Consider the following 502-nt stretch of genomic DNA (forward strand, 5'->3'; position numbering starts at 1 on the left):
AAGGGGTTCACCGCGCCGTCCAGACGGCCGTAACAGCCACCGACAACCGAATTTCCAAGACCGGGAATATGCTTGTCCAGTTCGCCGCGCTCCATCATCTCATACGCGGCAGCCACGGGAAGATCATTGTCGAATTGTTTTCTCATCAATTCCACACGATCTTTCCATTCGGCCTCCGACATGCAGAGATAGAACGCCCCGTCGCCCTCCAGGCCGACGTCTATTCCGCTCAATTCTTTCAACTGCGAACTAAAGGCCGGCCATATCATTGCCGCTTTGCGCGAAAGCTGCGCATAGGGTCGGAAGGTGTGGCCCTTGGTCTGGACCCAAATGAGGCCGAAATTGCCCCGTGCGGCGCGATTGTCGTCATCGCAGCCATCAAGCACGAGCACATCAAGGCCACGTAGTCTCAGCCCAAGGGAAATGGAAATTCCCACCAGACCGCCACCGGCAACGATCACATCGAAATTTTTTCTGGACGAGTTCATAGAAGTTCATTCAG

The 502-nt window shown here is 55.0% G+C and carries 1 protein-coding gene; it reads right to left on the bottom strand.

Annotated features, from left to right (window positions below):
* The coding region (locus tag NKJ06_RS35755; protein ID WP_352812652.1) for an NAD(P)/FAD-dependent oxidoreductase at positions 1-488 on the bottom strand (488 nt) is incomplete at its 3' end.
* Positions 489-502 lie beyond the last annotated feature (14 nt).

It is taken from the genome of Mesorhizobium sp. M0293 (assembly GCF_040321735.1).
In the GTDB taxonomy this organism is placed as follows: domain Bacteria; phylum Pseudomonadota; class Alphaproteobacteria; order Rhizobiales; family Rhizobiaceae; genus Mesorhizobium.